A 20470-nucleotide genomic window follows, 5' to 3' on the forward strand; every position below is an offset into this window, starting at 1 on the left:
CAAGGAACTGAGTTTATAATTACTTGTTTATTTCTTTTTTTTGTTATTTCTTCCCCACTAGATTAAGAAACCAGTTATCGGTAAACTAGCCGAAACCAGACTGGCAAAAAAGGCTAGTACTTTTCCTGGAAATCCAAGAATACTGCCCACATGTATATCGTAATTTAAAAAGCGGAATTTTTCTCCGTTGCTTTTATCCTCATATTTTATCGTTCTAAGAGGTTTCGCAGTATAACGGTCAAAATCTATGGCTGTGTCATCAAAACGGCTTTTATATCGAATGAATGTATTGTAAGTCGCAACCGAATCATTTTCTTGCGGCATAAACAGATAATAACTTTCTGCCTTTGGATGTGATTGTTTGATGGAAGCGTAAATCTTATCAATCGAGTTGTCTGTCGTATATTGAGAAATATCGGAAACGACCTTTTCTCTTTTAAATGTTTTTCCTCCGTTAAAAAGCCATTGCAGTCCTTTATCATAAGAATCAAATGCCCAGACTAATCCTGTCAATGCAATTATTAAAGCAAAAAACATCATATAGTATCCCAGTATATTATGCAGGTCGTAATTTTTGCGTTTCCATTTCGTTGAATCTTTCCATCTAAACCAAAAGCGCTGTTTGGCTGCCTGCTTATTTTTGGGCCACCAAAGTATAAGCCCCGTAATAAGCGAAATAATAAATATTATGGTCGCTGTTCCGGTAATAGGGTCGCCAATCTTAGGATTGAGACAGAGGGTTTGATGGAGCATTCTGATAAAAACAAAAAATTCGAAATTATAATTTTCATGTTCCTTAACCTTTCCTGTATAGGGATCTATATAGATATAAATGGTCTGATATTGCTCCCAATACCAAAATCCATTTGGATTTAGTTCTTCAAAAAACCAGACAATTACAGTACGATCATCTTCATTAAGTATTCGGCATCCAGAAATAGATTGTTTCGGATTCTTGTTGGCTTTTTTGGCAATTTCAATTATCTGGCTGACAGGCAGTTTTTTTTCTTTTACCTGATCTGCATAATAATAGTCATGAACCACAGGGCGCAGTTCTTCTTCAAAAGCAAATAAACAGCCGGTAATGCCGAGTACGATTACAATTAAACCAGAAGACAAGCCGAGCCAAAGGTGAATTTTAAGAATGAGTTTTTTAAATGTCATAGAAATAACTCTAAAAAGATTATAATTAAAAGCGCCCCAATTCAAAAAATTGAGGCGCTGGTTTAGTGCATTATACTTTTAAAATTTGACTGTTAAATTTGCCAATATACTTGTTGGTGCCTGCGATGAACCCCAGAAATCCCAGTATTTTTCATTGGTTAAATTATTAAATTTTAAACCTACTCTCCAAGATGGTTTTTCGTAGTATACTGTCGCATTATAAACTGTATACGATGGAATGTAAAACGTGTTTTCTGCCGTAAAATAATTTTTGTCAACATAATTTGCGCCCGCTCCAATTCCTAAACCTTTTAATTTGTTTTGAAAAGTATAAGTTGTCCAAAAGTTAACTACATTTTCTGGAGAAGAAGTCGCCTTGTTTCCTTCAATTGCAGCAACAGAAGCTTTTACAATTCGGTTATCATTATAAGCATAACCCGAAACTATACTTAAGCCATTAAATGGAGTAGCCATTAATTCAAAATCTACACCTTTACTAACTTGTTTACCATCTTGTAAAGTAAAACCTGCAGCATCAATTCTTGTAGCATTATCAATCGTAATGTTATAATAACTTACAGATCCGCTTAATTTTTTGTTGAAAGCGTCGGCTTTAATACCTCCTTCATACTGAACCGCGTAAATTGGGTCTAGAACTAACTGTGTCGCATCTGGCTGCGTAACCGGCTGCATGTTTTGGAAACCGTTCATGTAATTTCCAAATACAGAAACCTGATCTTTTACAACTTCATAAACTAATCCTAATTTTGGAGAAAGAGCTGTCTGACTGTAACCTTCTACAGTTCCTACTTTTGCACGTTCAAAATTGTCCAAACGTAAGCTCAGCATTACAGAAAGTTTGTCTGTAAAATTCACTACATCGCTGGCATAAACACTAAAAGTTTTTTGATCTGCAATAGGTGATGTCGTAAGTACAAGACCTGCATCAACTGCTTTTCTTCTAATTGGCGTAAAAGGAGCCGTTACATCAATATTGTCGAGCGTAAAAGTTGATCCTCCAGAAAAATTAGAACTGTAAAGTCTGTAGTTTACACCTGTTAGGAATTTATGTTTGATACTTCCTGTAGAAAATTTTCCGTTGATATTTTCCTGAATGTTGGTGTAGTTGTTAAAAATTGGTCCCCATAAACCAACTCTTCTCGCGGTTTGTGTTGGTGAACTCCAAACAGCATAACTCTGATAACTGCGTTCTACATCTTCTCCTACAAATGAAAAAACCGTTGTAGATTTCCAGTTCTCTGATATTTCATATTCTGCCTGAGCGAAAAATTTTGTTGCAGTTGATTTCGCATCGTTATCATCATGAAACATTGATTTTTTGTAATCGATTTTCAAATCATTCGGATTGGTAATTCCAGATGTTGCAGCATAAGTATTGTAAGTGCGTCTTGTATTGTTAACGTTATAAAGTTCTGCATCAAAGTTAAAAGTCAATTTGTCAGAAGCCTTATAAGTAAGAGTCGGTGCAAAAAGAAGCGTGTTGTTAAAGCCATAATCTAGAAAACTCTTCTCTCTGTTTACGGCAAGATTAATTCTGAATAATACCGTTTTGTCGTCGTTTAGCGGTGTATTAACATCAGCGGTAAGTCGGTTTAAGTTGAAACTACCCGTTGTGTACGATACTTCGGCAGCTGTAGTTTCAAAAGGTTTTTTTGTAACCAGATTTACAACACCTCCAAATGAAGAAACAGATGAACCAAATAAAGTTCCAGACGGCCCTTTCATGATTTCAATACGTTCTACGTTACCCAAATCAACAGAAGAACGGCCAGAAACTGTTTCCATCCCGTTTCTTGCATTAACTCCTGTAGAAAATCCTCTAAAAATTACCCCAACGCCACCAGAAGGAAAGCTGATAGAAACGACACCTGGAGAGTTCTGTACAGCACTTTTGATATCTACAGCAACTTGTTCCATTAAAAGTTCTTTCTGAATAACACTGTAAACCTGCGGATTTTCAAGATTCGTCAATGGCATTCTGGCAACATAATCTGTTTTTTTAGATAAGATGCTTTTTTTACTGTTTACAACAACTTCTTTAAGTTCCTTGTTTGAAACTTTTAGCTGTAAATCAACAGTTGCGGTTTCGCTTTCTGAAACAACTACTTCGCTTTCTGAAGTTTCATATCCCGTTAAGGACACTTGTAAAATATAGCTGCCTGGTTTTACTCTGTTGAATTCAAAGTTTCCATTTTCATCTGAAACGGTCCAGTATTTTGAGTTTTTTAAGATGATATTGACTCCCGCTCCCAGCTCGCCATCTGAAGTGGTGATGGTTCCTTTAACTTTTCCATTTTGCTGGGCAGACATGATAAAGAACGAAAAGACAAAACTAATTGCCAGTAGAAAACGTGACGTTTTCGGATTAAAATATTTCATTGGTTTTTAAAAATTGGTTTGTAATTAATTTTATTTAGAATAAATAAAAACAGCGCAAATGTAGAAATTATTGTTTTTTTAACAAATTATATTTGATTTCATTTTGGTTTTTAGGGCCATAAGACTTGATAAGAAAGAAAAGTCTTCACTTTTTTAGAATAAAAAGCTAAAAACTGTATGAATTTATTAAAGCTAAAACCAACTATAATTCGTTTTAAAAGCCTTAATTTTGCAGTCTGAAAAATGACTTCATGATTTTATCTTTCTTCAAAAAAATTCAAAATACCCCAAGAGGATACCGTATAGCGAATACAGTGTTCTTTTTCCTTTCAGGATTTGGATATTCTTCCTGGGTATCGAGAATACCGCACATACAAGCACAATTAAAGTTATCTGAAGCTGAATTCGGAGCAGTTTTATTCGCCTTTCCGATTGGTTTAATGCTGACAATGCCTTTCACCGGAAAACTTTTAAATAAATACAGCAGCCGTTACATTATGCTTTTAGGAGCTATAATGTTCAATATTGTATTGTCTTTACCAGGTTTAGTTGCATTTGTATGGCAGCTGGTAATTGTACTTCTCATTTTTGGAGCTTCTCGTAATATTTTCAATTTATCGATAAATGCACAGTCACTCGAAGTACAGAAATTATACCCGAAATCTATTATAACGCGTTTTCATGCAGTTTGGAGTATTGCCGTTTTTTCTGGAGCTGGTTTAGGCTATGTAATGGTGACACAGAAAATTGCGCCATCGCATCATTTACTGGGAGTAAGTGTTTTCATGCTGGCGCTGACCGCTTGTTTTTATCCAATGAGTATTCATAATGAGCCTGTTCCCGTTAAAAAGAAGTTCTTCTCGATGCCTGAAAAAAACTTAATTAAGTTCGCCTTAATTTGTTTTGTTTCAATGGCATGCGAAAATACAATGTACGATTGGAGCGGAATTTATTTCGAAAATATCTTAAAGGCTTCACCAAAAATGACGAGCGCTGCGTTTGTATTTTTTGCATCGGCAGTAACTTTAGGACGTCTGTTTGGAGATTATGGCGTAATGAAATTTGGTACAAAGAAAATCCTGCTTTACAGTGGCATCTTAATCACAGTTGGTTTCGGGATCTGTTTTATACTTCCGTATGCATATCCAACTATTTTCGGGTATGTCTTAATTGGATTTGGGGTTTCCTGCGTGGTTCCGTTGGTGTTTAGTATTGCCGGAAGATCATCTAAACTCAGCAGTGGTTCTGCCTTAACATCGATATCAACTATTGGTTATCTTGGCTTTTTATTGGTGCCGCCAATGGTTGGTTTTATCTCTGAATATTTAAGTATGAAGTGGGCGTTTTTGGTTATGGCAATTTTAGGAATTCTGATGATTTTTATGGTGAATAAAATAGGGGAGAATGAGTAGATTTTTTTAAGGTGCTGAGGTGCTAAGTTACTGAGGTTATAAGTTTTTTTACAATTGTTCTACTTTCGAGATTACATTTGTGATTAAGGAGGAAATTTATTTTTTGGAATCAACTATTAAACAGAATCCTACTATTAAAATTCCAGATACTAGAAGAATTTTAGTGTACTTTTTGTCTGTAAGATCTCCGTATCTTTTTTCAAAATTACTTTTATATCGATACATATTCCCTCTTCCAGTTTCATATGGAATAAATTCTCTTTTATTTTTCTTCCAAAATATTAATCTGATTAAATGATATTGAAAGAAAGTTAGTAATGGAAGTATGGAAATAAAAGAATTGTTGATAAAAAAGGCAATTGATATTAGCAGCCAGATTATTGAAAAATAAATATTTCTAAATCTTAACCCAAAAGGAGAAGAAATAGTTGTTATGCTAATAATCCAAGAAATCAAAAATGAGGTTACAAATTTGTCTGCTGATTTGTATTTAAGTATATATATGTAGTACAATAGGGCGATTACATATAAAAATAAATATAAAATATCTGAAAGAATTAGTTTTCTAACCTCTAATTTTCCAATGATAAATTTTCTTTCCATTCTTTTATTGTAGAATATGCACAATCTGATTTGAAAATTATTTAAAAAGAAATATTATTTCTTCGTCAAAACAAACTTCTCCGAACTAGGCTTCCCATTCAATTTTCCAGAAATCTCAGCGGTTAAGGTATTATTGGCACCTTTTGTATACGTGATTTTTTGAGGATAATCGTGTTTAGGATTTTCGAAAACCAATTGTTTATCTGATTCTGCGGTTGATGGAAAGAAAACAGGTTTGTCTTCATTCTGACCTTTTACGGTTGCCTTATAAGTTAGATTTTCGCCCAATTGAGCCAAAACAATAGTTTCAAAGTGTAGAGTATCTTTTCCTTTTATAAAATAAGAAGAAGCACTGAAAGTACTATCGTTCAATTTTTGCCAGTTTTCAGTTAAAACGCCATCTGGTGAAGTATTTTCCCAATTTCCAATTAACCAATCGGCTGTTTTGATTTTGTGTTTTTCAATAGTTTCTTTTTTCTGGCAGGAAACAAATGCTATTATAAGTGTAATAAGAGTAATTTTCTGAAACATATTTTTTGAGTTTTTTGGTTTTGTAATGAGGTACTAAAGTAGGAAAAATTTTGTTGCCGTGAATTACACTAATTTTTACTAATTTTTTTTAAAATTGGAAGAGTTTACTTGCCACAGATTAAAAGGATTCAAATGATTTTTCTCCCGTAGATTCTGTCGATTTTTTGAATTATTAAATCTGCAAAATCTGCAGAATCTGCGTGAAAAAAATTAGTAAAAATTAGTGTAATTCGCCGCAAAGCACAATTCAAAAAAAATCATTTGAATCCTTTTAATCTGTGGCAAAAAAAATTAAACACTTTCCTGTAAAATCGAATAAACCAATTCCTTTGTAGGTTTTTGATCTTTCAATTTAGCACGAACTTCGTCAAAAGTTACTTTAAAATCACAGCCAGATTTGTATGCTGCGCATCCGTAAGCAGTTTTTCCTTTTAGAATTGTTCCTTTTTTACATTTCGGACAAGTTAGAGAATCAGATGTTGGAGTAGATGCAGCCTTTGGAGCTGTTTTTTTAGGTTCTAATTTCAGTTTGTAATTTTCTTCAAAACGAATTAAACCTTCAACCGTTCCAGCCTCGGTTTTAAAGCCTTTTATATTTACAGTTGAACCTTTTTGAATTAATCGTAAATACTGACTTTCGGTAATTTTTTTATCTGAAAAAACATAAGGCAATACAAAATCACAACCCGATTTATATTCGCTGCATCCAAAAGCCGATTTCCCTTTTATAAAATTTCCTTTTTGGCATTTCGGACAGGTTTCTGCTAAAATCCCTGCGGCTTTCTTTTTTTCTGTTTTTGCAGCTGGTTTTTGGACGGTTGCAGCATGCGAAATATTGGCGTGTTTTGTTTCGCTTCGAACTTCATAAACCAAAGCTTCAACCATACGCTTCATGTTTTTTATAAAGGCAGCGGCTGTAAAAGTTCCTTTTTCAATATCTTTCAACTGTTTTTCCCAAGAACCTGTAAGTTCAGCCGATTTGATCAATTCATTCTGAATCGTATCAATCAACTGAATTCCAGTTATAGTTGGTAAGACCTGTTTTTTATTTCTGACAATGTATTGCCGCTTAAAAAGCGTTTCGATAATATTCGCACGCGTTGACGGGCGACCGATTCCGTTCTCTTTCATCAATTCGCGCAAATCTTCATCATCGACTTGTTTTCCTGCTGTTTCCATGGCACGCAGTAAAGTTGCCTCGGTAAAATGATTGGGCGGTTTGGTTTCTTTTTGAAGGAAAGAAGGTTCATGCGGGCCTTTTTCGCCCACAACAAAACTCGGCAGTAAATCGGGTTCTTTTTCTTTCGCATTCGGATCTTCAAAAACCACACGGAAACCTTTTTTCAAGATTTCTTTTCCAGTGGCTTTAAAAGTCACATCGGCAGCTTTTCCAATAACTGTGGTATTTGCGACTAAACAATCATCGTAAAAAACAGCAATAAAACGTTTGGTAATAATATCATAAACCTGCTGCTGATTGTACGGCAGATTAATTTCAATTCCAGTCGGAATAATCGCGTGGTGATCGGTTACTTTTTTATCATTAAAAACCTTTGGCGATTTTTTAATTTTCTTTCCTAAAAGCGGTTCTGTTAAAGGAGCGTAATGCGTCAGTTTTTGCAGAATACCAGGCACTTTTGGGTAAATATCGCCCGGAAGAAAAGTCGTATCAACCCTCGGATATGTTATCGCTTTCTGCTCATACAAAGTCTGCGCAATTTTCAGCGTTTCCTCTGCCGAAAATCCGAATTTCTGATTGCAGTAAACTTGTAAACCTGTCAAGTCAAATAACTTTGGTGCGTATTCATTTCCGTTTTTTTTGTCAACAGAAACAATTTCGAAATCACTTTCTTTGACTTTTTCAGCCAGAACTTCTCCGTCTTCTTTGTTTAGAAAGCGACCTTCTTCGTAGCTGAAAAGTGTTTCTCTGTATAAAGTCTGTAATTCCCAATACGGCTGCGGGTTGAAGTTTTCGATTTCTTTAAATCTTTCCACAACCATTGCCAATGTCGGCGTCTGCACGCGCCCAATTGATAAAACTTGTTTGTAACCGCCGTGTTTTACGGTATACAAACGCGTTGCGTTCATTCCGAGAAGCCAGTCGCCAATTGCTCTGGAAAACCCGGCATAGAATAAATTATCATAGTTTTCAGAAGGTTTTAAGTTGTCGAAACCTTCTTTTATAGCTTCGGTTGTAAGTGACGAAATCCACAAGCGTTTTATCTCGCCTTTATAATGTGCTTCGTTCATTACCCAGCGCTGAATCAATTCTCCTTCCTGCCCGGCATCCCCGCAGTTGATAACCAATTCGGCTTTGTCGAAAAGACTTTTAATGATTTTAAACTGTTTTTGGATTCCCGAATTCTGAACCACTTTGGTTTCAAATTTTTCAGGAAGCATTGGAAGATTGTTCAAATCCCAGCTTTTCCAGTGTGGTTTGTAATCGTTGGGTTCTTTTAAGGTGCATAAATGACCAAAAGTGTAGGTTACGGCATAACCGTTTCCTTCATAATAGCCGTCGTGTTTGGTATTGGCTCCCAAAACGGATGCGATTTCACGTGCTACACTTGGTTTCTCAGCAATACAGACCTTCATTCTTTCTTTTCTTATTGAAGAGCGAAGTTAGGACTTTTTTTGGTTTGCCCCAAAGGCGCGAAGACACTAACTCTTTTAAACTTAAAATAGAATTTCTAATCGAAATCAAAATACATTTTAATTGGGAAAAGTTAATTCAAATTCGGGCTCATCAATGGCAAGCTGCTCGCATTTTTTTTCAAAATCAGCTTTATTAAAGGGACCAAAAACAGGTTTGTCCTGAAGAAAGCTTAACGTTCTTTCGATGATATAATAATTTGTTACGGAGAGATTTATTTTTTCTTTAGAGTTTTCTAAAAGAGGATGCTGTTTCGAATAAATATATTTTGAATTATATCCTACAGCAGCAATATACGCAGGGATTAAGATGTCGCCTTTTTTTAAAGATCTAGATTGCTGTAAATCAACCCAGATAACTTCATAACCATCGACAATAGTATCACTTCCGTTGTCGTACAAACTAAAGCAGGAGGAAAGTAAAATTGATGCTAAAATGCTGTAAATGAATTTTTTCATTCTTTTAATTGCAACTAAGTTCTGATTTTATATTATTTTTAGTAAAGGTTGAGAACAAATGTAGAAGAGCAAACAACTTTGAAATTGAAAAATAAAGGCTGATTAGATTTTAAAAATATCGATCCTCCTCATCCAAGTAATTTCTGAATCTAAGAACTGAAGTTTAGTCTTCACTATTTTATCGCTTTTATCTCTTGGATTTTTAGTAACAAATCTCGCAGTTGAATTAGTAAAATCTAAAGTATATTTTTCGTCAAAATCTTCTTTTTTGTTAGAAGAAAAAGTAATAAGGTTATCATTTGCGATCCATTTTCCTTTTCCATATTTATTTGTTTCGGCTGGAATACCGCCTTGTATTTTTGAATAGGAATGAAACAAAAATGTACCATTTTGATTTAAAGTCAATTTATATTCAATTATATGCTTTCCTTCATCAGAGAGAGATCGCGCATAATCGCCTGCAAACTGGTTAGATTGTGCAGTGAGAATAAAGTGGAAGATAAAAAGAAATGCGGTAATTAATAGTTTCATTGATGTGGTTTTTAATGATTAAACGTATTAAAGGCTTTTCTTTCAAAAGTAAATTGTTTAAAATTAATTTCCTTACGGAAAGACGTAACTGTCCAAAAAAGAGATTCTATGATTTCTGATAAAGTTAAGGGCACTAGAAGCAAAGCTGAAAAAAGTGATTTGTCCTATTGTATTATAAACAAAACTTTTGTAAGCTTTTTTAAATAGTGAGATGCTGTATTTTTAAACAAAAAATGACAATTAGAAAAAATAATATTGATTTTAAAAATGTAGAGAAATTGGTTCATGCCGAAGCACAAAGAAGAAAAAAACTTTTGAGAAGAAGAAGCAATAAGCTAATAGTGCTTCTAATAGCTTTTCTTTTAGTAACGACTTTATTTCTGCAATAATTTAAGATAAATTCCTAGATATTTACACTACCATTTGATGTACTCGATTAACAATTTAATTATTAATCATAGGATTCAAATTCTTATCCTTATTGCGTAAATCCAAACCACCTTCGTAAACCGATTTAAGATTGGTAAGATAAAAATGCCAGCCGTTCGAACAGCCCAGTCTGATATATTGTTTCGAATGATCATCTGTTGGAATATTATGATGGCGAAGTTCGACAATCGTGTAACCATTGCTTTCGCTCAATTTGATATCTACAAGACAATCTCCTTCAAATGTAAACTGCAATTGATCTTTTCCGTTGGCAGCAGTTATTTTTCCTTTCATTGCGTCATCATACAAATACCAAAGCCATTCATATGTATTGCCTTCAGAAACATTTTGGTCTTTACTTACCAGCTCTTGATTACTATCAAAAAAAGATACTTTTTCGAGAAACCATTTTTCAAGTTCCTCAGCCTTTGTCCAGGCGTTATAAATATCGCTGATTTTAGCTTTAACGGCTATTTTTTTGGTGAAAGATGTCCAATCGAAGTTTTGCATGATCTAAACTTTCAGTTATATGCTTCTCTTTAAAATCGAAAACGCTTGCAATTTAATGCTGCTAATATATAAAGTTATTAATAAAACATTGATATGATGATAGTTAATGTTATTTTCTATATCCTATTCGAAGGAAATTTCATAATTTAGCTTAATAGATCTGATTAATATCAAACTTCATAATATGAATGAAAATATCAGACATTACAATCCAATTTTTAAAGAAAATGCAGTTTTACTAAGTTATGTAAGAAATACGATTAGAGAAACTGCAGAAGAACTTGATATTGATCCAAAACAACTTTCCAAATGGCGTAAGATTTATGAGAAATTTGGAAAAGGAAGTTTTCCTGGTGAAGGTCGTAAAAGAGTTTATTTTGAAAATACGGAAATCTACGAATTAGAAAAGAAGCTTTCAGAATCCCAACTTCGGTTAGAAATACTGGAAGAAGGATTGAAATATATGCATCAAGGAAAGCATGTGCTTTGTAATTTCATACATAATAACAGAGATAAATATCCTTTGTATAAAATGTTCGAAGTCTTAGGAGCTTCGCATTCCACTTACGATTTATGGACAAAACAGCCTTTTTCTAAAACGGAAACGCGTGTCTATTTACTTAAAAAAGAAATAAAGTCTATATTTTTTGAATTCAAACAGTACAAAGGATGCTTATTAATTACTAGAGAACTCCATAACCGTGGATTCCAAATTTCTGATACTCAAGTATCATTTTATATGAAGCAACTTGGTTTACGTAGTAAAGTCAAAAAGAAATTTATAGCCACAACAGATTCTAAGCATAACTTATGTATCGCTCCAAATTTATTGAACAGAAAATTTAAAATAGATCAACCTTGTAGAGTGTGGGTTTCAGACATTACTTATATCCGCACAGATAAAAGGTTTTCATATTTAACTGTTGTCATGGACTTGTATGATAGAAAAATAATAGGATGGCATTTGAGTTCTGCACTTTCTACTAAGGTTACAACTTTGCCTGCTTTTGAAAAAGCAATTATTAATCGTCCCGTTACCGAAGGATTAATATTTCATTCTGATAAAGGAATTCAATATGCAAATAAATTGTTTACTAATAAATTGGTTGAACATAATTGCAAACCCAGTATGAGTCGAACGGGAGACAGTTATGATAATGCTGTTGTAGAAAGTTTTTTTAATACGTTAAAGAGAGAAGCAATTTATAAACAGACAAAATTACTCACAACACGTGAAAGTAAAAGAGTAATATTCGATTATATAGAAAACTGGTACAATAAGAAAAGAATACATTCCAGTCTTAATTACAAAACAATTGATGAATTTAATAATTACCTATGAAAAAGTGCAGAGTACATTATAACCGGGATTTCAAATTAAAAGCTATTCAACTAAGCTATGAAAATGGCAATGTAACTCAAACGGCTAGAGATTTACAAATAAGTCTTAACTCTCTGTCTTTATGGCGAAATATTTTAAAAAAGGATGGAAATGCAAGCTTTCCTGGCAAGGGAAATCCAGTGTTAAGTTGTGAAGAGAAAAAAATTAAAATTCTTAAAAAAAAGATTAAAAATATAAATCTAAAGTTTGAAATTATTAGAGATGCTAAGGATTTTATTGTTTTGGGGAAACCTTTTATTTTTCAATTTATTGCAGAAAATGAAATGAAATATTCTAAAGAATTAATGTGTAAAACATTAGGCACAAACACAGAAACTTATAATTCATGGAAAAGAGGTTTTCTCACAGAAAAACAAAAAAGTAAAATTAATTTAAAAGACAAAATCTATTCTATATTTGTTCAATCAAGAGAAACTTATGGATGTTGTCGTATCGCAGTAGAACTTGAAAAATGTGGATATTTGGTATCTTCCAACACAGTACTTAGATGTATGAGAGAATTAGGATTATATGTTTCATTGAAAAAAAAATAATCACATAATGAGAAATAAATGAAATATTACAAATCCTTAATTAACTCACTTGGATGAATTTTTAAAGCTTGTGCAATTTTAAACAAAGTTCCAATTTTCATTTCTTGCGAACCTCTTATATATTTTCTTAGACTTTCAACGTCCATTTCTGCATCATGAGCAACCTCTCGTCTCTTGAATTTCTTTTCTTCAATTATATCTTTAATCTTGATTCCTAGATCTTTTACAACTTCTGGAATTTCACTTTTTCTTTCTCTTTTCATAGAAATGAAATTACAAGTAATCGATTGTTTTTACGTGAATGTAAAAAAGGGGTTGTATGTTACTGATTTTTTCTATATTTGTTTAAAATTGTAAATTAAATCTTATATAAATTGGAATCGCAAAATAAGGAAAGAGCAGAAGAATTATTAGAATTAGTAAATAAAGGAAGATATTTCACCAAACTAAAACCAGAGCCTAAAGAAGCCAACTCGTTTACCATACCGCTAAAAGTTTCTTCTTATAACGAATTAAATCTAATGGTTACAGATTTGCTAAAAGCAAGCATTATTTTGCTTAATCCAGATGCAAACGGTTTGTCGAGTTTTACAAAAGACAATAATGTCAATGTCATGACTTTGCTTGAAATCGCCTTGCAGTTATTGCCAGAAGATGAAATGGAGTTGTTGGATGAATTGTGTAAGGTTTCTTTGCAAGGGAATTTATAAAAAAAGAAACTGCGCAAAATCAGAGACATTTGCGCAGTTTTTTTTATTAAAGCATTTTTAATGCAACAAAATTATTGAAAAAGGGATGTTAATAAATTTGTGATTTTATTTGAACTAAATTCTAGTTTTACTATGACCGTTATAACAAATAAGAAAATGTAGATAGGCCAAATTGAAGAAGCCCAAAGACATTTTCTAATACTGTTTTTTGCTCCATTATAGCTAGTAATATCCATTGAAAAATCAATCTGATTTTCAGACTTTACTCGGACATCATTATATAAAGATCTAAACTTTCTTTCCAATAATAAAAAATATGCATTTAAGTACCAAAAAACAGGAATAATAATGAACATTAAACAAATATAATTTTGATTGCTTTCTTTTTCAGCTAATACAAATATTGCAGAAAGTAATGTAATAATCCATCCTTTTATAATAAATGAATTAGTACTCATTCTTATGATTGTGTTTTGAATAAATTCTAAATGTTTTAATTTATTTTCGTGCATTACAATAAAAATTTTGTATTAATATTATGTTGTTTGTAGAGGTTATCAAGAGCTTCTTCAGGTGAATTTGCTGGTGTATTTTTCCAGTTTAAGATATCTGATGTATCTAGTGTTGTTAGATGTGAAAGTTCTAATTCATATTCTATATTTAACTTAGTGCTTTCTTTCATGGCAATTACATCGCTACTTGAAAACATTTTTGTTTTTTTCTTTAATCTTTCTGGGGTTTGTTTACGAATAATTTTTGATGTTGCTATTTCTGAAAATATCCATGGTGAGTTTGTTTTTTGATTAATTTCTGTCGAGGTTGTTATAGAATTAGGAGAATTCAGAAAAAATAAACACTCGCTATTATCAATCATCTTATTTAGGGCAGTTGAAAGCATTAAATGAACATGGGCTGTTGAATAATTTCTTTTTTCATAATCATAATTTTCTCTATTAGTATGTAAGCAATATTCATCATCAATTTTTTTTAATAATTCATTCGAATATCCCCATACAGTTGAATCAATGAAAGTTAAAATTCCAAATTCTTTAGCTAACATTCCTGCTATTGTCATTGCTTTTTCTCTGTCCTTATGAGAATGAGATAAAAATATATGTGACTCAAATTCTGGAAACCAATTTTTAATTATTTTAGTTCCATCTAAAGAGCCGTTGTCTAATAAGTAATTATTTAATGATTTTTTTACAATTTCATTGGTTAACTCTAGTATTTCTTTACCAATTTCTAATGATTTGGAAGAATTTAAATCATTAGGTATTTTTAAATCAAATCCTCTGTACATATTTTTTTTAAATTTTTAATTGTTGATAATTAAACCAAATTAAAAGTTGGCTCATTGTCTTTCTTTTCTTTTATCTTCTAGCTTTTTTGATAGTATAGAAACAATTCTTTCACTTTCTTTTTCAAAATCTTTGTCTATATGAAAAGTCAAGCCTCCATATTTTCTAGATTCATCAAATAAATTTGTATCTATATCTGAAAACCAAATTGGAATTATTGTATTCTCTCCAAATCTTTGCTTAAATTGTTCAGATTCAAATTTCGTCCATATTTTTTTTGGATAATCTTTACTAAGAATGACAACAACAAAATTTGCTTCTGAATTGTAAATAGGAGCAAGATAATCTTCAATATTAGAAGCTAAGATTCTATGTTGCTCATTTTCGTCATAAAAAACAGAAATTTCTCTTTCTAACAATTTTGAATTAATTCTTTCTGCCAGAGTTCGATTTTCTCCCGCAAAAGAAAGTGCAAAATCATACGGTTTGGTAAACTCAATGCCAACAAAGCCAATTTGTTCGGCAAACTTATTCCACAAAATATTTCTAATATAAAATAGAAATTTAGGATCTTCAATTGTAAGAACGTTAGATTGGTCGTCAAAGTGAATAACATCTTGTAATAAAGGGTTGTCTTCAATAAGTTTTTTTAAAAAGCCTTTTTCGACAACCTGATTAATACTAAGTTTCATATTAGGATTTTGATTAAGTAATTCATCTATTTGGATTGACCAATCAGAACTATATGATAGCCAATTAAGTAAATGAAGGTATGGTGCTCTTCCTTCCTTTCTTAATTTAGACCCAATTGCAAATATTCTAGCTTTAGGATAAAATAGACGTCCAAGTTCCTGATTAACTTTTGCTTTTATAGTTTCTATACTTGTGTCTGTTTCTAATTTATGTGAATGATTGTCTATAATTTCACAATTAATACATGTTTCTTTAGCAAGTAATTGCGCAATATGAAAGCTTCCTTTGGATTCATTTACAATCTCTGATTTAATATTTATTGTAATATTAAGAGCTTTCTCACCTAAAGAAAGCATTTCTTCGATTTTTTCACTTGGATTTGCTTCAAATCGTATTGTATCAATTCGATTATTTAAGTCTGGTGAAAATGACACAAGAGAATCCCCAGCTTTATTAATTCCAATTAGTATAAGCTTTGAAGATATAGAGTCTTCATCCGCTAAAGTTTTCATATAGTCTGATAAGGCTTTTTTCGTCTCATTAGGAAGTACATGAAAGTCATCAACAATCACAATTCCAAAGTCGCTAAACTCAGGTAATAATTGAATTAAGTCAATATCTTCTTTTTTTCTTGCAGAAAGGGAGGTTATTTGTGTATTAATACCCATTTCTTCAATTGCCTTATTAATACTTGTAGTTTTTCCAATTCCAGAAGGCCCCTCTATTATTAATCCTCTTCCCTTTGTTCTTAAAGAAACTAAAAGTTTTGTGTACTCTACTGGCTTTACGAATGTATAAGTAGGAGTTCCTGATGTTTTAAAAACATCTTCTAAAAATATTTTAATTTTATTTTCCACTTTTCAGTTAAGTTTTTTTTATGTTTATCATTTGGTTAAAGTTTAGTTCTTTAAAAGATATTTATTAATGATAAATCTTTTATAAAACAAACATCGTATTAAATCTAAATCCATCAACAAGTAAAAACCCCTGATTTTTTAATTTGTTAAAAATAATTCCTTTAAATATAATTGTATTACGGAAAACCGTAAACCATAAACCTTGTTTTAAAAGGAAAGCCTTAGCACTGATAGAAGAATCATCCTTTTTAGGCAAAAGAAAAGATCTTATTAAAACCGTAAACTTTCTGCCTAAAAAGATAAAGCTTCCCGAAGCTTCGGGAGCAGGAATCAGCTCCAAAAAACAATCCAAATCTCACTAAATATCCTCCTCAAAAAACACAAAAAATCAACACTAGAATAATCAATAAATATTTCGTAATTTTGCAGTCCAATAAAAGGAATTAGAAAATGTTAGATAGACTTCAATATGTAAAGCAGCGTTTTGATGAGATTTCGGATTTGATTATTCAGCCGGATGTTATTGCTGATCAAAAGCGTTATGTGCAACTCAACCAAGAATATAAAAGCATAAAAGCTTTGGTTGAAAAGAGAGAAGAATACATTCTTGTTTTAGCCAATATTGACGAAGCAAACGAAATTATTGCTGACGGAAGCGATGCAGATATGGTTGAAATGGCCAAAATGCAGTTGGATGAAGCAAAAGAACGTTTACCGCAGCTAGAGGAGGAAATCAAATTTATGTTGATTCCTAAAGATCCTGAAGATGCTAAAAATGTTATGGTGGAGATCCGCGCCGGAACGGGTGGGGACGAAGCGAGTATTTTTGCCGGGGATTTGTTTAGAATGTATACTAAATATTGTGAAGCACAAGGATGGAGAACATCTGTTGTGGATATGAACGAAGGTACTTCTGGAGGTTTCAAAGAGGTTATTTTTGAGGTTTCGGGAGAGGATGTTTACGGTACTTTAAAGTTTGAAGCGGGTGTTCACCGTGTACAGCGTGTACCGCAGACTGAAACGCAGGGTCGTGTGCATACATCAGCTGCTACTGTTATGGTTTTACCAGAAGCAGAAGAGTTTGATGTACAGATCGATATGAACGATGTTCGTGTAGATTTCTTCTGTTCGTCTGGACCTGGAGGACAATCGGTAAATACTACGAAATCGGCTGTACGTTTAACGCACATTCCAACTGGATTGGTGGCGCAATGTCAGGATCAGAAATCGCAGCATAAAAATAAAGATAAGGCGTTAACGGTTTTACGTTCTCGTTTGTACGAAATGGAATTAGCTAAGAAAGAAGCTGAAGATGCTACAAAACGTACTTCTCAGGTAAGTTCTGGCGACCGTTCTGCTAAAATTCGTACCTATAACTACGCTCAAGGTCGTGTAACCGATCACAGAGTTGGTTTGACACTTTACGATTTAGGAAACATCATGAATGGTGATATTCAGAAAATTGTTGCCGAGCTTCAATTGGTTAACAACATGGAGAAATTGAAAGAGGCTTCAGAAGTTTTTTAAACTGAGGTGCTGAGATTCTAAGATGCTAAGGTTCTAAGGTTTTTTCTCTTTGAACTTAAATTATAAAAAAGCCGAACTTGCGTTCGGCTTTTTTTATGCTTTTTTTTAAATTTCTATAATCAAATATAGCCCGCGGTTTTAACCGCGGGAGACGTATTAGGATTACGCATTTTTTATTACCTGTTGTGAATGGATTGTGTCAATACCTTTGCGTTCCCGCGGTTGAAACCGCGGGGTATATTTTGATTCTGAGAATGTTTTTTGAGCAATTTTTTTATGTGAATTGTTTTTTATTGGCGTAAAAATCTTAGCCCCTTAGCATCTTAGTCCCTCAGCACCTTAAAAAAAACTAATGACAAAAACTACACATTACTAATACCAAGTAAGATTTATAAGCGATTTTTATAAAACTTAGTCCCGAAGCCTTGGAGAGCCCCTTAGAACCTTGGTGCCTAGAAAAAAAACCTTTTTTATTCGGCTTTTTTATTAAATATTTGCAGGACTAAAACATGACAAAACATAACCAACCAATTATTTTATGAAGAAAACTTTACTCTTATTTTGCTTCTTTGGAAGCTTTTTTTGTGCACGCTCGCAATCGTATTTCGGATTTAGAGATGATAATTATGCCGGGATTCAAAGCGTGTTATTTAATCCGTCTGCTGTGGTTGATTCTAAATATAAAGCGGATGTTACTATTGGTTCTATTAGTGCAACGGGACAAAATGATTTATACGGAATTAATGTTTTAGATGCATTAGATGGAGATTATGATCTTGATACCGATGCAACTAAAAATTTCAAATCAAACAACAGAGGAAACTTGAATGTAGATATTCTAGGTCCGTCGTTTATGATGAATATCACGCCTTTACATAGTATTGCACTTTTTACAAGAGTTCGAAGCGTAACCAATCTAGTAGGGGTAAATGGTGAGCTTGTAGATGAAGTAAATAAAGATTTAGATGTCTCGAGTAGTTTTATGATTACTGGCGGTAATCCGAATGGAGTTACGAATTCTTGGGCAGAAATTGGCGCGTCGTACGGAACGGTTTTATTGGACCGAGACGACCATTTTGTAAAAGGTGGACTTACGTTGAAGTATTTGATGGCGGGAGCAAACAGCTACATTAACGGAACTGATTTGAGTGTCGCTTTTAATAGAAATGCCGTTAATCCTGCGTTGAGCGAATATTATTCTACTGGAACATTGCGAACGGCTGCAAGCTACGATTATCAAAATGGAGAAAAACAAAAATTTGATCCAACGTCTGCTGGTGTGGGCGTAGATTTAGGTTTTACTTATGAATACCGTACCAATTGCCACACTTGTGTAGGAAACCGTTATAAATTCAAAGCTGCAGCATCTGTAACGGATATTGGAAGTTTGAATTATAAAAACGTTACTGAAAACACTTATAATTTGACTGGAAGAGTTACGCAGGAAGATATAGAAGATGCAGAAGATATCTTCGAATTTTTTGATGCTAATTACACTAAAACTTCTTCAAGAAAAGCGGTAAAAGCAAGTCTGCCAACAGCTTTGCATACTAACTTTGACTGGAATATCGACAATAAATTTTACCTGAATTTAAGCGGCGATTTCGGACTGGTGAATGCCAATAAAATAAACGGAACAGCGATTGCTAATTCGGTTACTTTTACGCCAAGATACGAAACGAGACAGTTTAGTTTTTATATTCCGCTGACTTGGATGGAATACAGCGGTACTCAAATTGGAACTGGCTTAAGAGCTGGACCAATCTTTATTGGGTCGGGTTCATTAATTTCTAATTTGTTTTCAAACAACTCTAAAGCAGCAAATGTTTATGTGGGCTTAAAGCTGCCGATTTATCAAGATTATAAGTAAAAAAGGTCCTAAGGTTCTAAGGTACTGAGGTTCTAAGATTTCTGAGTTTTCTTTTTAAACTTATTTTATAATATTAAGCCGAACTTTTAGTTCGGTTTTTTTATGTTTTGAATAACTTTTTATTTATTCGATTTAGAATAGGAACTATCAGTATTTATAAAGTAAAAGAGACTGTCTACTAACGTAAACAGTCTCTTTTGTAAGGTTGAGATTTTAAGTTTCTATTTTATTAGAGACTTTATAAAATTTCGATGTATCGAATTTAAGATCTTATTAATTTAGAATCTTAGTTACTCAGAACCTTTAAAATATAGTGAAGGTCTTATCTTCATCAACCGCTTTCCCCAATAAGCGTATGATGAAAGTTAGATACCTAGAAATACTCTCGTATATTCAAAACATTTATATAGATTCGAGTAAACGTATACACCATTTTTTAATACTATTTCGCTTAACTTTTCCATAATATAAAATTTAAGTTGACAAATTACTCTCTAGATGATTCGTATTGTAATGATTCTTCTTCTGAAGATTCATGTGAAGCTCCTTCTTGTGGTTTAGAAACCAGATTGGTGACAATAAGCTGTACAACTGAACCTAAGATGCCTTTAAACATAGAGTCACCTTTTCCAACTATAAAACGTTTTGCTATGTATCCAATCCCGATACTGATGGCTGACTGCGCTAAGTGACTTTTAAAACCTACTGTTTCGTTAATTTCCTCAACAGTATTTCTAATTAAATTAAGAGGTTTCAAATTCTCCTTAATATCCTCGATATGATCTTTGATATCGCACCATTCTGTATCTTGACGAACTTCTAATTCTTTAATTTTTTGATTTAATTGATCAATAGTTAATATAGCCTCCATAAGTTAGTCTTTTAT

The 20470-nt window shown here is 32.8% G+C and carries 20 protein-coding genes; 7 read left to right on the forward strand and 13 right to left on the reverse strand.

Annotated features, from left to right (window positions below):
• Positions 1-57 precede the first annotated feature (57 nt).
• On the reverse strand, positions 58-1164 hold the full coding sequence (locus HYN86_RS10670; RefSeq protein WP_113678011.1) for a PepSY-associated TM helix domain-containing protein: 1107 nt from the start codon (positions 1162-1164) through the stop codon (positions 58-60).
• A 78-nt stretch (positions 1165-1242) separates the two neighbouring features.
• Positions 1243-3564 carry a TonB-dependent siderophore receptor gene (locus HYN86_RS10675; protein WP_113678012.1) on the reverse strand — a complete coding sequence of 774 codons (2322 nt, stop codon included), beginning with the start codon at positions 3562-3564 and terminating at the stop codon, positions 1243-1245.
• A gap of 251 nt (positions 3565-3815) precedes the next feature.
• Between HYN86_RS10675 and HYN86_RS10680 the strand changes: the two genes are divergently transcribed.
• On the forward strand, positions 3816-4976 hold the full coding sequence (locus HYN86_RS10680; RefSeq protein ID WP_113678013.1) for an MFS transporter: 1161 nt from the start codon (positions 3816-3818) through the stop codon (positions 4974-4976).
• 96 nt (positions 4977-5072) lie between these two features.
• On the opposite strand, the gene HYN86_RS10685 is transcribed toward HYN86_RS10680, so the two are convergent.
• The 5 genes from HYN86_RS10685 to HYN86_RS10705 form a co-directional block, all read right to left on the reverse strand.
• Positions 5073-5579, reverse strand: coding sequence for a hypothetical protein (locus tag HYN86_RS10685; RefSeq protein ID WP_113678014.1), 507 nt, complete (start codon positions 5577-5579; stop codon positions 5073-5075).
• 54 nt (positions 5580-5633) lie between these two features.
• The gene (locus tag HYN86_RS10690; protein ID WP_113678015.1) at positions 5634-6110 is read right to left on the reverse strand and encodes a DUF6265 family protein; all 477 of its coding nucleotides are present in this window, start codon (positions 6108-6110) and stop codon (positions 5634-5636) included.
• Positions 6111-6401: 291 nt separating this feature from the next.
• Entirely contained in the window at positions 6402-8705 is a 2304-nt protein-coding gene (locus HYN86_RS10695; protein ID WP_113678016.1) for a type IA DNA topoisomerase, read from the reverse strand.
• 117 nt (positions 8706-8822) lie between these two features.
• Positions 8823-9221: a DUF3997 domain-containing protein gene (locus tag HYN86_RS10700; protein WP_113678017.1), complete on the reverse strand. Its 399-nt coding sequence runs from the start codon at positions 9219-9221 to the stop codon at positions 8823-8825.
• 102 nt (positions 9222-9323) lie between these two features.
• Positions 9324-9752: a hypothetical protein gene (locus HYN86_RS10705; protein WP_113678018.1), complete on the reverse strand. Its 429-nt coding sequence runs from the start codon at positions 9750-9752 to the stop codon at positions 9324-9326.
• A 233-nt stretch (positions 9753-9985) separates the two neighbouring features.
• Here HYN86_RS10705 and HYN86_RS20980 point away from each other — a divergent pair, with 233 nt between their 5' ends.
• Positions 9986-10141: a hypothetical protein gene (locus HYN86_RS20980; protein WP_162789356.1), complete on the forward strand. Its 156-nt coding sequence runs from the start codon at positions 9986-9988 to the stop codon at positions 10139-10141.
• A gap of 55 nt (positions 10142-10196) precedes the next feature.
• Here HYN86_RS20980 and HYN86_RS10710 read toward each other — a convergent pair whose 3' ends face one another.
• Positions 10197-10691, reverse strand: a complete 495-nt coding sequence (locus HYN86_RS10710; RefSeq protein WP_113678019.1) for an SRPBCC family protein — start codon at positions 10689-10691, stop codon at positions 10197-10199.
• Positions 10692-10875: 184 nt separating this feature from the next.
• Here HYN86_RS10710 and HYN86_RS10715 point away from each other — a divergent pair, with 184 nt between their 5' ends.
• Both HYN86_RS10715 and HYN86_RS10720 read left to right on the forward strand, forming a co-directional pair.
• Positions 10876-12033, forward strand: coding sequence for an IS3 family transposase (locus tag HYN86_RS10715; protein ID WP_113678020.1), 1158 nt, complete (start codon positions 10876-10878; stop codon positions 12031-12033).
• Positions 12030-12626 (forward strand): IS3 family transposase, encoded by a 597-nt coding sequence (locus HYN86_RS10720; protein ID WP_113678021.1) that lies wholly within the window; start codon positions 12030-12032, stop codon positions 12624-12626. Before HYN86_RS10715 ends, HYN86_RS10720 begins: the two co-directional genes overlap by 4 nt.
• 26 nt (positions 12627-12652) lie before the next feature.
• Here the strand turns inward: HYN86_RS10720 and HYN86_RS10725 are convergent, their stop codons facing one another.
• Positions 12653-12889 carry a helix-turn-helix domain-containing protein gene (locus tag HYN86_RS10725; RefSeq protein WP_113678022.1) on the reverse strand — a complete coding sequence of 79 codons (237 nt, stop codon included), beginning with the start codon at positions 12887-12889 and terminating at the stop codon, positions 12653-12655.
• Positions 12890-13000: 111 nt separating this feature from the next.
• Here HYN86_RS10725 and HYN86_RS10730 point away from each other — a divergent pair, with 111 nt between their 5' ends.
• Positions 13001-13336: a hypothetical protein gene (locus HYN86_RS10730; protein WP_113678023.1), complete on the forward strand. Its 336-nt coding sequence runs from the start codon at positions 13001-13003 to the stop codon at positions 13334-13336.
• A 71-nt stretch (positions 13337-13407) separates the two neighbouring features.
• Here the strand turns inward: HYN86_RS10730 and HYN86_RS10735 are convergent, their stop codons facing one another.
• The 3 genes from HYN86_RS10735 to HYN86_RS10745 are packed head-to-tail and all read right to left on the reverse strand — an operon-like array spanning position 13408 to position 16187.
• Positions 13408-13848, reverse strand: coding sequence for a hypothetical protein (locus HYN86_RS10735; RefSeq protein ID WP_205334593.1), 441 nt, complete (start codon positions 13846-13848; stop codon positions 13408-13410).
• Positions 13848-14639, reverse strand: a complete 792-nt coding sequence (locus tag HYN86_RS10740; protein ID WP_205334594.1) for a hypothetical protein — start codon at positions 14637-14639, stop codon at positions 13848-13850. Before HYN86_RS10740 ends, HYN86_RS10735 begins: the two co-directional genes overlap by 1 nt.
• A gap of 51 nt (positions 14640-14690) precedes the next feature.
• Positions 14691-16187 (reverse strand): TIR domain-containing protein, encoded by a 1497-nt coding sequence (locus tag HYN86_RS10745; protein ID WP_205334595.1) that lies wholly within the window; start codon positions 16185-16187, stop codon positions 14691-14693.
• Positions 16188-16637: 450 nt separating this feature from the next.
• Between HYN86_RS10745 and prfA the strand changes: the two genes are divergently transcribed.
• Together prfA and HYN86_RS10760 are read left to right on the forward strand one after the other, a co-directional pair.
• A complete protein-coding gene (gene prfA / locus HYN86_RS10755; protein ID WP_113678025.1) occupies positions 16638-17714 on the forward strand; it encodes a peptide chain release factor 1 in 1077 nt (358 codons plus the stop codon).
• Positions 17715-18252: 538 nt separating this feature from the next.
• Complete coding sequence (locus tag HYN86_RS10760) at positions 18253-19584, forward strand: DUF5723 family protein (RefSeq protein ID WP_113678026.1); 1332 nt, start codon at positions 18253-18255, stop codon at positions 19582-19584.
• A 487-nt stretch (positions 19585-20071) separates the two neighbouring features.
• On the opposite strand, the gene HYN86_RS10765 is transcribed toward HYN86_RS10760, so the two are convergent.
• Positions 20072-20455: a hypothetical protein gene (locus tag HYN86_RS10765; RefSeq protein WP_113678027.1), complete on the reverse strand. Its 384-nt coding sequence runs from the start codon at positions 20453-20455 to the stop codon at positions 20072-20074.
• Between the last annotated feature and the right edge of the window lie 15 nt (positions 20456-20470).

The sequence above is a fragment of the Flavobacterium fluviale genome (assembly GCF_003312915.1).
Lineage (GTDB): Bacteria > Bacteroidota > Bacteroidia > Flavobacteriales > Flavobacteriaceae > Flavobacterium > Flavobacterium fluviale.

What these genes read in the sequence shown, in the direction of transcription:
- HYN86_RS10685 (WP_113678014.1), bottom strand. Translation starts at nt 5,579, where the DNA reads ATGGAAAGAAAATTTATCATTGGAAAATTAGAGGTTAGAAAACTAATT.
- HYN86_RS10700 (WP_113678017.1), bottom strand. Translation starts at nt 9,221, where the DNA reads ATGAAAAAATTCATTTACAGCATTTTAGCATCAATTTTACTTTCCTCC.
- HYN86_RS10680 (WP_113678013.1), top strand. Translation starts at nt 3,816, where the DNA reads ATGATTTTATCTTTCTTCAAAAAAATTCAAAATACCCCAAGAGGATAC.
- HYN86_RS10765 (WP_113678027.1), bottom strand. Translation starts at nt 20,455, where the DNA reads ATGGAGGCTATATTAACTATTGATCAATTAAATCAAAAAATTAAAGAA.
- prfA (WP_113678025.1), top strand. Translation starts at nt 16,638, where the DNA reads ATGTTAGATAGACTTCAATATGTAAAGCAGCGTTTTGATGAGATTTCG.
- HYN86_RS10710 (WP_113678019.1), bottom strand. Translation starts at nt 10,691, where the DNA reads ATGCAAAACTTCGATTGGACATCTTTCACCAAAAAAATAGCCGTTAAA.
- HYN86_RS20980 (WP_162789356.1), top strand. Translation starts at nt 9,986, where the DNA reads ATGACAATTAGAAAAAATAATATTGATTTTAAAAATGTAGAGAAATTG.
- HYN86_RS10695 (WP_113678016.1), bottom strand. Translation starts at nt 8,705, where the DNA reads ATGAAGGTCTGTATTGCTGAGAAACCAAGTGTAGCACGTGAAATCGCA.
- HYN86_RS10675 (WP_113678012.1), bottom strand. Translation starts at nt 3,564, where the DNA reads ATGAAATATTTTAATCCGAAAACGTCACGTTTTCTACTGGCAATTAGT.
- HYN86_RS10725 (WP_113678022.1), bottom strand. Translation starts at nt 12,889, where the DNA reads ATGAAAAGAGAAAGAAAAAGTGAAATTCCAGAAGTTGTAAAAGATCTA.
- HYN86_RS10705 (WP_113678018.1), bottom strand. Translation starts at nt 9,752, where the DNA reads ATGAAACTATTAATTACCGCATTTCTTTTTATCTTCCACTTTATTCTC.
- HYN86_RS10670 (WP_113678011.1), bottom strand. Translation starts at nt 1,164, where the DNA reads ATGACATTTAAAAAACTCATTCTTAAAATTCACCTTTGGCTCGGCTTG.
- HYN86_RS10740 (WP_205334594.1), bottom strand. Translation starts at nt 14,639, where the DNA reads ATGTACAGAGGATTTGATTTAAAAATACCTAATGATTTAAATTCTTCC.
- HYN86_RS10720 (WP_113678021.1), top strand. Translation starts at nt 12,030, where the DNA reads ATGAAAAAGTGCAGAGTACATTATAACCGGGATTTCAAATTAAAAGCT.
- HYN86_RS10735 (WP_205334593.1), bottom strand. Translation starts at nt 13,848, where the DNA reads ATGCACGAAAATAAATTAAAACATTTAGAATTTATTCAAAACACAATC.
- HYN86_RS10760 (WP_113678026.1), top strand. Translation starts at nt 18,253, where the DNA reads ATGAAGAAAACTTTACTCTTATTTTGCTTCTTTGGAAGCTTTTTTTGT.
- HYN86_RS10715 (WP_113678020.1), top strand. Translation starts at nt 10,876, where the DNA reads ATGAATGAAAATATCAGACATTACAATCCAATTTTTAAAGAAAATGCA.
- HYN86_RS10690 (WP_113678015.1), bottom strand. Translation starts at nt 6,110, where the DNA reads ATGTTTCAGAAAATTACTCTTATTACACTTATAATAGCATTTGTTTCC.